10 protein-coding genes are annotated in these 12,163 nt (G+C 57.8%); 6 read left to right on the plus strand and 4 right to left on the minus strand.

Going from position 1 to position 12,163, the window contains the following annotated elements; all coding sequences use genetic code 11:
* Positions 1–45: 45 nt before the first annotated feature.
* Entirely contained in the window at positions 46–1,056 is a 1,011-nt protein-coding gene (gene gap, locus FOY93_RS13250; protein WP_143345248.1) for a type I glyceraldehyde-3-phosphate dehydrogenase, read from the plus strand.
* A 41-nt stretch (positions 1,057–1,097) separates the two neighbouring features.
* Here gap and FOY93_RS13255 read toward each other — a convergent pair whose 3' ends face one another.
* The gene (locus tag FOY93_RS13255; protein ID WP_143345249.1) at positions 1,098–2,285 is read right to left on the minus strand and encodes an MFS transporter; all 1,188 of its coding nucleotides are present in this window, start codon (positions 2,283–2,285) and stop codon (positions 1,098–1,100) included.
* 115 nt (positions 2,286–2,400) lie between these two features.
* On the opposite strand from FOY93_RS13255, the gene FOY93_RS13260 reads away from it, so the two are divergent.
* Together FOY93_RS13260 and FOY93_RS13265 are read left to right on the plus strand one after the other, a co-directional pair.
* Positions 2,401–3,357, plus strand: coding sequence for an AraC family transcriptional regulator (locus FOY93_RS13260; RefSeq protein WP_111964777.1), 957 nt, complete (start codon positions 2,401–2,403; stop codon positions 3,355–3,357).
* Positions 3,358–3,459: 102 nt separating this feature from the next.
* The gene (locus tag FOY93_RS13265; RefSeq protein ID WP_143345250.1) at positions 3,460–5,145 is read left to right on the plus strand and encodes an alpha,alpha-trehalase; all 1,686 of its coding nucleotides are present in this window, start codon (positions 3,460–3,462) and stop codon (positions 5,143–5,145) included.
* A gap of 63 nt (positions 5,146–5,208) precedes the next feature.
* Here the strand turns inward: FOY93_RS13265 and FOY93_RS13270 are convergent, their stop codons facing one another.
* On the minus strand, positions 5,209–7,311 hold the full coding sequence (locus FOY93_RS13270; protein WP_143345251.1) for a TonB-dependent siderophore receptor: 2,103 nt from the start codon (positions 7,309–7,311) through the stop codon (positions 5,209–5,211).
* 111 nt (positions 7,312–7,422) lie between these two features.
* Positions 7,423–7,677 carry a GlsB/YeaQ/YmgE family stress response membrane protein gene (locus FOY93_RS13275; protein ID WP_008502662.1) on the minus strand — a complete coding sequence of 85 codons (255 nt, stop codon included), beginning with the start codon at positions 7,675–7,677 and terminating at the stop codon, positions 7,423–7,425.
* A gap of 208 nt (positions 7,678–7,885) precedes the next feature.
* On the opposite strand from FOY93_RS13275, the gene ycgR reads away from it, so the two are divergent.
* Positions 7,886–8,617 carry a flagellar brake protein YcgR gene (gene ycgR, locus FOY93_RS13280; RefSeq protein ID WP_023312174.1) on the plus strand — a complete coding sequence of 244 codons (732 nt, stop codon included), beginning with the start codon at positions 7,886–7,888 and terminating at the stop codon, positions 8,615–8,617.
* A 37-nt stretch (positions 8,618–8,654) separates the two neighbouring features.
* On the opposite strand, the gene emtA is transcribed toward ycgR, so the two are convergent.
* A complete protein-coding gene (gene emtA, locus FOY93_RS13285; RefSeq protein WP_024909815.1) occupies positions 8,655–9,266 on the minus strand; it encodes a membrane-bound lytic murein transglycosylase EmtA in 612 nt (203 codons plus the stop codon).
* A 106-nt stretch (positions 9,267–9,372) separates the two neighbouring features.
* Here emtA and ldcA point away from each other — a divergent pair, with 106 nt between their 5' ends.
* Complete coding sequence (gene ldcA / locus FOY93_RS13290; RefSeq protein ID WP_133294664.1) at positions 9,373–10,287, plus strand: muramoyltetrapeptide carboxypeptidase; 915 nt, start codon at positions 9,373–9,375, stop codon at positions 10,285–10,287.
* 97 nt (positions 10,288–10,384) lie between these two features.
* Positions 10,385–12,118 (plus strand): potassium/proton antiporter, encoded by a 1,734-nt coding sequence (locus FOY93_RS13295; RefSeq protein WP_111964781.1) that lies wholly within the window; start codon positions 10,385–10,387, stop codon positions 12,116–12,118.
* Positions 12,119–12,163: the final 45 nt, after the last annotated feature.

Below are 12,163 nucleotides of genomic sequence, written 5' to 3' on the forward strand. Positions count from 1 at the left end.
CCGACGCCTACAGTGACTCCAGACAACAGAGATAAGGAGTGCATCATGGTTAAGGTCGGTATTAACGGTTTCGGCCGTATCGGACGTAATTTCCTGCGCGCGGCGCTGGGCAACCCGGCTCTGCAGATTGTGGCCATTAACGATCTGACGGACAGTAAAACCCTCGCCCATCTGCTGAAGCATGATTCCCTTCTGGGCACGCTGCCCGCGCCCGTTGAAGCGGGTGACGGCGCGCTGCAGGTAGACGGCCAGCGGATCGCCGTATTTAGCGAACGCGATCCGGCGAATATCCCGTGGCGTGAAGCTGGAGTAGACGTGGTGATTGAGGCCACCGGCTTCTTCACTGAACGGGAGAAAGCGGCGGTGCATATCACCCACGGCGGCGCTAAGCGCGTCATCATTTCCGCTCCCGCGAAAAACGATGATCTGACGATTGTGATGGGCGTCAACCATGAGCAGTACGATCCCGCCAAACACGCGGTGGTAAGCAACGGGAGTTGCACCACTAACGGTCTGGCGCCGGCCGCTCAGGTGCTGCACCAGCAGTTCGGGATTGAGCATGGCCTGATGAACACGACGCACGCCTACACCAACAGCCAGGCGCTGCACGATCAGCCGGAAAAAGATCTGCGCGGCGCTCGCGCGGCGGCGCTGTCGATTGTGCCTTATTCAAGCGGTGCGGCGAAAGCGCTGGGGAAAGTGATCCCTTCCCTTGACGGCAAACTGACCGGGTACTCCCTGCGCGTGCCGGTGCCGGTGGTGTCGATTGTGGATTTAACGGTAACGCTGAGCCGTAACGTAACCGCCGAAGAGGTGAATGACGCGTTCCGCAACGCGGCCGCCAGCGGGCCTCTTAAAGGCATTCTGGGCTATAGCGATGAACCGCTAGTTTCCAGCGACTACCAGGGCGACCCACGCTCCTCAATTATCGACGGGCTTTCCACGCTGGTGATTGGCGGGAACATGGTGAAGATCCTGGCGTGGTATGACAACGAGTGGGGCTTCTCTAACCGCCTGGTGGATCTGGCGGTGCTGATGGATAAGAAAGGGCTGTAAGCCTGATGCCGGGTGGCGCATGCGCCCACCCGGCAAATAATTCAATCCGCTTTCACTTTCACGCCCATAAACACAATCACCATCGCCGTTACTAACAGGAAACCGCTTCCCGCGAACACGCCGCTGGCACCGTTGAGGTCAAAGACCGCCCCGCCCCCGGCCGCACCGGCACTGATTGCCAGTTGAATTGAGGCCACCAGCAGCCCTCCTGCACTTTCGGCTTCATCCGGAACGGTAGTGGCAAGCCAGGTTGACCAGCCCACCGGAACCAGACCAAATGCAAAGCCCCACAGCGCGACAAGCAGCCCGTCCAGCATCGCCAGATGACCAAAGGCGACCATCATGAGCGCGAGAACGCCCATCGCAAACGGCACCAGCGCCAGCGTCAGGCGCAGATTGCGTGCCAGCAGATGCCCTGCAACAGAAGTGCCCACAAAGTTGGCAATACCAAAGCCCAGCAGGATCAGCGAAATGGTCTCCACGCTCGCCTGCCCCACCGTCTCCAGGAACGGACGCAGGTAGGTAAAGAAGGCGAAATGGCCGCTGAAGATCAGGATGGTTGCGAGCATGCCGCCGATCATTCCCGGACGACGCAGCACGCGGAACAGCGTACTCAGGCTGCCGCTGCTCTCCGGCTTCATGGACGGCAGCACCCAGAGCTGCCACAGCAGCGCCAGCATGCTCGGCAGAATGCAGAGTATAAAGACGTTGCGCCAGCCGATCAGGCTGCCCAGATAGCTGCCGAGCGGCGCCGCGACCACCGTGGCAATTGATACGCTGGAGAAGATCACCGCCAGCGCTTTCGGCACTTTATCTGCCGGAACCAGACGCATCGTAGTCGCCGTCGACATCGCCCAGAATCCCCCAATGGCTACCCCCAGCAGCAGACGCCCCATCAGCAGGACGTGCAGGTTGGGCGCAAAGGCCACCAGCAGGCTGGAGATAATTTGCAGCACCGAGAAAAACATCAGCACCCAGCGGCGGTCAATACTTTTGGTGGCAGGGGTAATCAGCAACCCGGTGACCAGCGCCACCAGCGCGGTGGCGGTGACGGCCTGTCCGGCCATTCCCTCGGTCACGCCCAGGCTCGCGGCCATGGGCGTTAACAAACTCGCCGGCAGAAATTCTGCCGTAATCAAACCAAATACTCCCAGCCCCAGTGAATAGACGGCCCGCCAGGCGGGTTTTGCAGGCGCTACCGCCTCGCTCGCCGCGACACATGAACTCATCTGTTGATCTCCCGTTATAAAAATGTGACTACTGTCGCAAAAGAATAGAAGGTTCACCCTGGACGATCTATGACATATAATCTCCACTTATTGATTATTCGTCCGGAGTTGTGCCATGACCGTACAGTCACCCGATCTGATCAGCGAACTTTTACGCGGCATGCGTCTGTCAGGCGTGAAATACCGGCGGATCCAGGCCAGCGCGCCGTTTGGCGTCGCTTTTCATCAGGCGCCCGGCCGGGCACAGTTTCATTTTGTGAGCCACGGTAGCGCCCTGCTGCGCATGGAGAGCGGTGCAACGTTCGAACTGAGCGGTGGCGACGCCCTCTTTATTCCCGGCGGGAATTCCCACGCCCTGCTCTCTGACGAGCAGGCCACCATTACGCCCATCAACGCCTTCCCGAGCGAGCCTATCTGCAGCTCGGTGTGTGCTATCACCTGCGAGCCCTGCCCGGAAAGCGAGAATACCCTCATCTTTAGCGGGTGCATGGATTTTGAGCTGGGCGGGATGCAGCCGCTGATCAAAGCGATGCCGGAAGTGATGATGGTCAGCCGGCTGATGTCCACCTGGCCGGAAATTCATCCGCTGCTGGCGGCGATGGAGCGGGAATCCGCGGCGCGTCAGGCCGGGTATGCCGGGATCCTTGCGCGCCTTGCCGACGTGGTGGCGGCATTAATCGTGCGCGGCTGGGTTGAAGGCGGCTGCGGTAAAGCCACCGGCTGGGTGCAGGTTCTGCGCGACCCGCGCCTGAGCCGTGCCATTTACGCCATGCACCAGCAGCCAGGCCTGAACTGGAGCGTCGCGGATCTGGCAAAAGAAGCAGGCACGTCCCGCTCCGTGTTCGCCGAACGGTTTCTGGCCGCGACGGGAACCACTCCGGCAAAATATCTCAGCGAGCTGAGAATGCGGCTGGCGATTCAGTACATTCGGCATGAAAATCAACCCATTGAAACCGTCGCGCTGCGGCTGGGATACGGCTCCCTGGCGGCCTTCAGCCGGGCATTCAAGCGCATTATTGGACATGCGCCGGGCACGCTGCGGGAAGCCAGCCAGACCGCGGAAGAGGTCTGAAAGACCGGCAATATTTAACGCGAAGCGGGCAATATTCGTCTAAGGTTTTCAGGTGATTGACAACAGCGGTCACGCTGTTTAGTGAAGACAGGAGACGAACTGATGATAAGACCTCGTACACTACGCCCCGCGTTTTTGCCCCTTGCGTTAGGCGGCGCGCTGCTCGGCGTAACGACACTGGGATATGCCGACGATAGCCCCGCAGCCCAGACAACCTCACCCGATATTTTGCTGGGCCCTCTGTTTAACGATGTGCAAAGCGCCAAACTGTTTCCCGATCAGAAAACCTTTGCTGATGCCGTCCCCAAAAGCGACCCGCTGATGATTCTGGCGGACTACCGGATGCAGCACACGCAGTCCAGCTTTGACTTACGCCACTTTGTCGAGATGAACTTTACGCTCCCTGCGGAAGGGGAAAAATATGTTCCGCCTGCTGGACAAAGTTTACGTGAGCACATTGACGATCTCTGGCCCGTGCTGACGCGCACCACCGGTAAAGCCAGCAACAAATGGGATTCCCTTCTGCCGTTACCGAAACCTTACGTTGTGCCCGGCGGACGTTTCCGCGAGGTTTACTACTGGGACAGCTATTTCACCATGCTGGGCCTGGCAGAGAGCGATCATTGGGACAAAATCAGCGACATGGTGGATAACTTTGCCTATGAGATTGACACCTTCGGCCACATTCCCAACGGCAACCGCAGCTATTACCTGAGCCGATCCCAACCGCCGTTCTTCTCGCTGATGGTGGAACTGCTGGCAACGCACGACAGCGATGCGCTGAAGAAGTATCGTCCGCAGATGGAGAAAGAGTATGCCTACTGGATGGACGGCGTCGACGCCCTTCAGCCGGGTCAGGCCAACAAGCGCGTGGTGAAGCTGGACGACGGCGCTGTTCTCAACCGCTACTGGGACGACCGCGATACCCCGCGTCCGGAGTCCTGGCTTGACGATGTGAATACTGCCAAAAGTAACCCTAACCGACCCGCGACCGAGATCTATCGTGATTTACGTTCCGCCGCGGCCTCGGGCTGGGACTTTAGCTCCCGCTGGATGGACGACCCGCAAAAGCTCGGCACCATCCGGACCACCAGCATTGTTCCCGTGGATCTCAACGCCCTGATGTTTAAGATGGAAAAACTGCTGGCGCGGGCAAGCCAGGAGAGCGGCGACGCCGCCAGCGCAAGTAAATACGAAGCGCTGGCTACGGCGCGTCAGAAAGCCATCGAGAGCCACCTGTGGAATGATAAAGAGGGCTGGTACGCGGATTACGATCTGAAGAGCAAGAAGGTACGCAATCAGCTCACCGCCGCAGCCCTGTTCCCGCTTTACGTGAAGGCGGCGGCGCAGGATCGTGCCGATAAAGTCGCCGCGGCAACCTCGTCGCGCCTGTTGAAACCGGGCGGGATAGCGACAACCACCGTAAACAGCGGCCAGCAGTGGGATGCGCCAAACGGCTGGGCCCCCCTGCAATGGGTGGCTGCGGAAGGGCTGCAGAATTACGGGCAAGAGAAGGTCTCGATGGACGTGACCTGGCGCTTCCTGAAGAACGTTCAGCATACTTACGACCGGGAAAAGAAACTGGTTGAAAAGTATGACGTGTCGACCACCGGTACGGGCGGCGGCGGCGGCGAGTATCCGCTGCAGGACGGCTTCGGCTGGAGCAACGGCGTGACGCTGAAAATGCTGGATCGGGTCTGCCCGAAAGAGAAACCTTGCGACAGCGTGCCGGAGAATCGGCCTGCGGCGAATGATGAGGCTGCGCCGGTAAAAGCGACGGCGCAGTAAGGGAGTAATGCCGGGTGCGGCTACGCCTTACCCGGCCTACATTTTGAACTCACAGGGAGTTACCTAGAAGCTGTAACTCGCCCCTAGCTGATACGTCCTGTCACGCCCAATCCAGCAGTTGGTCGCATCGTAGCAGGTCAGCGTCTCTTTGTTGGTGATGTTCTGCGCGCTGGCCTTAAGCGTCAGCCCTGCCAGGGAAGGCAGGATCTCGCCCATCCGATATGAAGCCGCCAGATCGTACTGGGTGGTGCCGCCCAGCTTACCCGTATCGTTAGCCGGAGAGATCTCCATTGGCCCGGTGTAGCGTGCGCCTGCGCCCAGCATCAGCCCTTTCAGCGCGGTGCTCTCAAAGGTGTAATCCCCCCAGAGGTTAAAGGCATTCTCCGGGACCTGCGTCGGACGTTTACCTTTGTACTTGTCATCTTCCCTGTTGATCGCGTGGGTGTACGCATAGTTGGCAATCAGCGTCAGGTTGTCCGTCGGACGGCTAATGGCGGAGAGCTCTGCCCCTTTAGATTCCACTTCCCCGGTCTGACGATAGTTCAGGAAGCCCGGATCGGAGGTGACGACATTTTTCTGACGGATGTTAAACACCGAGGCGGTAAAGGTGGTAGCGTAGTCGGCCAGCAGATATTTTACCCCGCCTTCCACCTGCCTGCCGGTGGTTGGCTTAACGTCTTTCGCCACGAGCGTGCCCTGCGGCGACACCGGCGCAAAACCTTCGGAATAGCTGATAAACGGCGAAATCCCGCTATCGAAGGCGTAAAGCGCGCCCAGGCGTTTGGTGACGCGATCCTGCGACACCCAGGCCTTATCACCGTTTTGCAGGTAGTTGGTGGTGACGGAGCGGTAATCATCGTAGCGCAGGCTGCCAAGCAGGTTGAGACCGCCAAACTCTACCTGATCCTGCAGGTAGTAACCGTTTTGCTGATAGCTGAGGCGGTTTTTCTGGGCGGTATAGAGCCCCAGCGCGCTTTCCTGGATTTGCAAATAGTCAGGATGCCGCATATCGATACCCGGCGTGGCCGACGCGTAGCGGTAGTGGAAGTGGGAGTTCAGCTTCTGGTAGTCAAACCCGGCCAGCAGGTGGTGTTTCCACTCGCCCAGCGCAACGGTTTTGGTCACCTGGTTGTCAATGTTGAAGCTCTGCAGATCTTCATCCGTGGTGTAGGCAAAGCGGTTGAGCTGATAGACCTCGCTTCCCGTCCCCGTTGCATACACGCTGCGCTGATGGGTATCGACATCAAAATAGCGCGCCTTCTGATTAAAGCCCCAGCCGCTGTCAAATTCATGTTCAAAGCTGTAGCCCAGCATCCACTGACGCTGCTTAAACCCGCTCCACTCATCACCGGCGTAGTCGCGCTTGCCCGCGTATTTCGAGCGCAGGTAGGCGAGCGGCAGCGGGTTAGACGGCGTCAGGCTCGGGGTGTTTTGCGCCAGCGCGTCCAGGGTAAGGCGGGTTTTGCTGTCGGGTTGCCAGGCAACGGACGGGGCAACCAGGTAGTTTTCATACCGGGTGGAGTGCGGCTGATCGTCGTTTTCCGTGGCTTTGCCCAGCAGACGGTAGTTCCAGTTGCTGTCGGCAACCTGCCCGGTTGAATCGAGATAGCCCTCTTTCAGATTACGGTTTCCGGTGTTAACGCCGATTTCGGTTCGGGCTTCACGCTGCGGTTTTTTGCTTTGAATATTCACCAGCCCGCCCGGTGAACCGCCGGCGTAAAGTACCGATGAGGGGCCTTTCAGGATATCAACGCTGTCAATCAACAGCGGATCGATTCGCGCTTTGGTATTGCCGGTAACGTTATAGGGCAGCTGCAGCCCGTTGTAGAACTCCTGGTCGACGGTAAAGCCACGAATTTTGTATTCGCTCATGTATGACGTATTCCCCCGCACCTCGGTTGAGACGCCCGGAGCATAGCGCAGGATTTCATTCACGGAATTCGCATGACGCTTTTCAATTTCCGGCGCAGAGACGGTCGTGATGACCTGCGGCGTTTTACTTTCGGCAACGGCCGATTTCGTGGCGCTGTTCGTCCAGGCCGGCAGCGCGCTGCCCTGCTCTGAGCCGGTGACGACAATAGTGGATTCTTCGGCGAATGCCGGAACATGCAGTGCGAGCGTGACGGCGCCTGCCAGGACGCATAGCGTAAAACGTGAGGTATTCATAATGTCGTCTTGTTGTTAGATGCAATACGGAACGACAATTATTATCATTTAGATTAACAAATCAATACGCAGGCAAAAAACGGCCCTCCTCAGAGAGCCGTTTATGTGAATTTATGCTCGTCGCAGTAACCTGAATATGCCCAGCACCACAATGGCACCCACGACAGCGACCAGAAAACTGTGCAGGTCGAAACCACTTATGTTGCCTCCAAAACCAAACATCGTCGCCAGCCAGCCGCCCACAACCGCACCAACGACCCCGAGTACACAGGTCAAAATAAAGCCGCCGCCATCGTTTCCCGGCATGATCAGTTTAGCGATAGCGCCAGCAATAAGACCAAAGATAATCCAGGCGATGATACCCATAGCGATGCCCTCTTGCAGGTTTAACGCATGCGCAGAAAACCTTCTGCACAGCTAACTTAAGTATAGGTCATCGCCGGAAAACCATTTTCATCTCACCGACTTATCTTTGGTTAAACAGGCAAAAAAAACTCACCGGTTTGTATTAAGTTTCATTGCAGATTGCCGATAACGCTAAGACAGTCTGTCATCAATCAAGGAGCCATCCGGCGTGAGTCATTACAGTGAGCAGTTCCTCAAGCAAAATCCGCTGGCTGTATTAGGGGTATTACGCGACCTGCAAAAAGGTGAAGTGCCGCTGCGCATCAGCTGGTCGAATAATCAGTTCATCAGCAAGATCCTTGACGCCTCGCAGGATCGGCTGGTGATTGATTTAGGCAGTCAGGAGTACGAAAACCGCGCGGCGCTGAAAGCGGAGAACATCGCGGTGATGGCCGAAACGCAGGGGGCCAAAGTGGAGTTTGTCCTGTCGCGACTGGAACTCAGCGAATACCAGGGACTTCCGGCTTTTGTGACCCCCCTTCCGACCAATCTCTGGTTTGTTCAACGTCGTGAATATTTCCGCATCAGCGCCCCGCTCCATCCCGCCTATTTTTGTAAGGCCAAAATGCCGGACAAAAAAGAGATCCGCTTTCGCCTCTTCGATCTGTCGCTTGGCGGCATGGGCGCACTGATGGATACGCCGAAACCCGACGGGCTGGTAGAGGGCATGCGGTTTACGCAAATTGAACTGGATATGGGTGGCTGGGGTCGCTTCTATTTCGATGCGCAGCTGATTGCCATCAGCGACCGCACCGTCGTGGACAGCAAAAACGAAACCATCACCACGCCGCGTCTGAGCTTCCGCTTCCTGAACGTCGGGCCAGGCGCAGAGCGTGAGCTTCAGCGTATTATCTATTCCCTGGAGCGGGAGGCGCGGGAACGCGCAAATAAAGTCCTGTGAAGAAATCGGGCAGCGTGACCGCCGCCCGTCTGCGGCATTACATGGCATCCATCGCTTTCTGTACCTTCCAGATATAACGAGGCGCCTGTGGTGCCGGATGATTTTTCGCCACGTGTTCAAAGAATTCGTCTTTGTCCATGCCGTTAATCTCTTCAATCGCCTCTTTTCGGTCAGAAGAGAAGGTTCTGAGCAACGCGCCGGCACCGTTAACGTAAGACACCACCAGCGCGTACTGCATCACCTCCGGATCCTTAATGCCCTTCAGCACGCCATGCTCCATGATGCTCAGATAGGCCGTGCCCATTGAAATGTTGCGTTCCGGGTTCTTCAGCTCGCTGGTCGACGGCTGGCCGCTCCAGCCCATATAGCGGTAAACTTCTTTCCCCGCCGTTGACGCTTTAAGCTGCATCAGGCCCACCGCGTTGGATTTGCTGACGAGGGTGGGATTACCGCCTGACTCCACCGCGATGATCGCCGTGATGAGGCGCGGACTGACGCCCCAGGCCTTCCCGGCTTGCTCACTGATCGGCATCCACTGCATGGCCCGCTTCACCGGCACTTCCGGATTCCAGGGCGGGTTTTGATAATCATGTTTTGAACTACAGCCAGCGAGCAACACAATCAAAAAAGCAAACCATCTCAGTTTCACGTCATCTATCCTTATAGCCGGTCATTGCGGTGCGCCGCTCTTGAAGCAGGCGGCGAATAAGCGGCATGATATAGACAATTAGTTTCTCATTCAGCAAGGATTTGCCATGTCTCAGTTTCATCTCATCGCGCCGTCGGGCTACTGCATTAACCAGGATGCGGCGCAGCGGGGCGTTCAGCGTTTACTGGAGTCGGGCCACCAGGTAGAAAATCAGACAATTATCCCCCGCCGCCAGCAGCGTTTTGCCGGTACCGAAGCGCAGCGGCTGAATGATATCAATAGTCTGGTGAGCCTGACGGGCGAAAACCGGATTGTGCTGGCGGTGCGCGGCGGATATGGTGCGAGCCGGTTACTGGAGAGCATTGACTGGCAGGGGCTGGCACAGCGTCAGCAGCAGGATCCGCTGCTGATCTGCGGCCACAGCGATTTCACCGTCATCCAGCTTGGGCTGCTGGCGCTGCATGACATTATCACCTTCAGCGGCCCAATGCTGGCCGGTAACTTCGGCGCACCGGAGCTGGATGCGTTTACCGTGGAACACTTCTGGCGCGCGCTGCGCAATTCCACCTACAGCGTGGAGTGGCAAGGCAATGGACCGCACTGGGAATGTGAAGGTCAGCTCTGGGGCGGTAACCTGGCGATGCTGGTTTCGCTTATCGGCACGCCGTGGATGCCGCAAATCGAGGACGGCATTCTGGTGCTGGAAGATATCAACGAACATCCGTTCCGCGTCGAGCGCATGCTGTTGCAGCTCTATCATGCCGGTATTCTTGAGCGCCAGTCCGCAATTGTGCTGGGCAGCTTCAGCGGCTCTGCCCCGAATGACTATGACGCGGGTTACTCCCTGGAAACCATGGTTGAGTTCATTCGCTCGCGGCTGGATGTTCCGGTCATCACCGGTCTGGATTTTGGTCATGAGCAGCAAACCGTGACCCTGGCGCTGGGGGCGCACGCCTCCCTGATCCACAATGATTCAGGCAGTCGGCTGACCATCAGCGGCCATCCTGTCATAAAGGCATAAAAAAGCCGTTATACCCCCTTAATAAAACGCTGTTGCCGTCGTTAATATGTTAGGGTTTTAGTAACAGCGTTAACATTGAGGTGGGAGTAAGAGAACATTGGATGCCGCAGCGATAATCAGCCTTTTCATTCTGGGTTCGGTCCTTGTAACCAGCAGTATTTTATTAAGTTCATTTTCATCGCGTCTCGGCATACCTATTCTTGTCATTTTCCTCGCCATCGGCATGCTGGCCGGCATTGATGGTATTGGCGGTATCCCATTCGATAACTACCCTTTCGCCTACATGGTGAGTAACCTTGCTCTGGCGGTGATCCTGCTGGACGGCGGGATGCGCACCCAGGCAAGCTCCTTCCGCGTGGCCTTAGGGCCCGCGCTGTCGCTCGCGACGGTTGGCGTGTTGATTACCTCAGGCCTCACCGGAATGATGGCCGCGTGGCTTTTCCATCTCAACATCATGGAAGGTTTGCTGATTGGGGCGATTGTTGGCTCAACCGATGCGGCAGCGGTGTTTTCCCTGCTCGGCGGAAAAGGGCTTAACGAACGCGTCGGCTCCACGCTTGAGATTGAATCCGGCAGTAACGATCCGATGGCGGTGTTTCTCACCATCACGCTGATTGAGATGATCCAGCAGCACGAGACGGGCCTGAGCTGGATGTTCGTCTGGCATATCCTGCAGCAGTTCGGGCTGGGGATTGTTATTGGCCTGGCGGGGGGATACCTCTTACAGCAGATGATCAACCGCATCTCCCTGCCCGCGGGGCTTTACCCCCTACTGGCGCTGAGCGGCGGCATTCTTATTTTTGCCGTTACCACCGCGCTGGACGGCAGCGGCATTCTCGCCGTCTATCTCTGCGGTTTCCTGATGGGCAACCGACCGATCCGTAACCGTCATGCCATTTTGCAGAACTTCGACGGCCTGGCCTGGCTGGCACAAATTGGCATGTTCCTGGTGCTGGGCCTGCTGGTTACGCCTTCGGACCTGCTGCCGATCGCCGTTCCGGCGCTGCTGCTGTCCGCGTGGATGATCTTCTTCGCCCGTCCGTTGTCGGTATTTGCAGGCCTGCTGCCGTTTCGCGGCTTCAACCTGCGCGAGCGGGTCTTTATCAGTTGGGTGGGCCTGCGCGGCGCGGTACCGATTATTCTTGCGGTCTTCCCGATGATGGCCGGTCTGGATAACGCCCGGCTGTTCTTTAACGTGGCCTTCTTCGTGGTGCTGATTTCGCTGCTGTTCCAGGGAACCTCCCTCGGGTGGGCGGCGAAGAAAGCCAAAGTTGTGGTGCCTCCCGTGGGCTGGCCGGTCTCTCGCGTGGGGCTCGATATTCACCCAGAGAATCCTTGGGAGCAGTTTGTCTATCAGCTGAGCGCTGACAAATGGTGCGTGGGGGCCTCGCTGCGCGATTTGCACATGCCGACTGAAACGCGCATTGCCGCCCTGTTCCGCGATAATGTCCTGCTGCACCCTACCGGCAGCACCCGCCTGCGCGAAGGGGATATTCTCTGCGTGATTGGCCGCGAGCGCGACCTGCCCGCGCTGGGCAAACTGTTCAGTCAGTCGCCTCCGGTGGCGCTGGACCAGCGTTTCTTCGGCGATTTTATTCTGGAAGCCAGCGCCAAGTTTGCCGATGTGGCGCTGATTTACGGCCTGGATGAAGGGCTGGAGTACCGCGACAAGCAGCAAACGCTGGGGGAAATCATTCAGCAACTGCTGGGGGCGGCCCCCGTCGTCGGCGACCAGGTGGAGTTCGCCGGGATGATTTGGACGGTTGCGGAGAAAGAAGATAACGCTGTCAGGAAAGTCGGCGTCAGGCCGATGGAAGATGAAGCGGAGTAGCGGTTTTTTTGCCGGGTGGCGCTAGCGCCACCCGACACTAATGCT

Source organism: Enterobacter sp. 18A13 (assembly GCF_007035975.1).
GTDB classification, from domain to species: Bacteria; Pseudomonadota; Gammaproteobacteria; order Enterobacterales; family Enterobacteriaceae; genus Enterobacter; species Enterobacter vonholyi.